General features: G+C 35.5%; 1 pseudogene. It reads left to right on the top strand.

What is annotated here, in order from left to right:
- Nucleotides 1-234 (top strand): annotated as a pseudogene (locus ACWA1B_RS23685) (IS3 family transposase); the annotation flags it as partial.

The raw sequence follows: 234 nt of genomic DNA, 5'->3' as shown, positions 1-234 counted from the left end.
CCTTGAAGGAAAACCAATGGTTTTTCATTTCATTGAAGACAATTTAGATAAATATGCACTGTATAAAATGTGTAAAGTTTTAGGTACAAGTGTGCTTGCCTATTACAGGTGGAGGGATAAACTACTCTATCCAAGTCAAAGGCAAAAGGGATTGATAAAGAAAGAAATAACGGCAATATTTCACGAGAATAAGGGGCTGTATGGTACTGCAAGAATTTGGGCTGAATTACAAAG

Source organism: Flavobacterium xizangense (assembly GCF_054075145.1).
The sequence above is the reverse complement of the archived record's forward strand: the minus strand, read 5'-3'. Positions and strand labels throughout refer to the sequence as shown.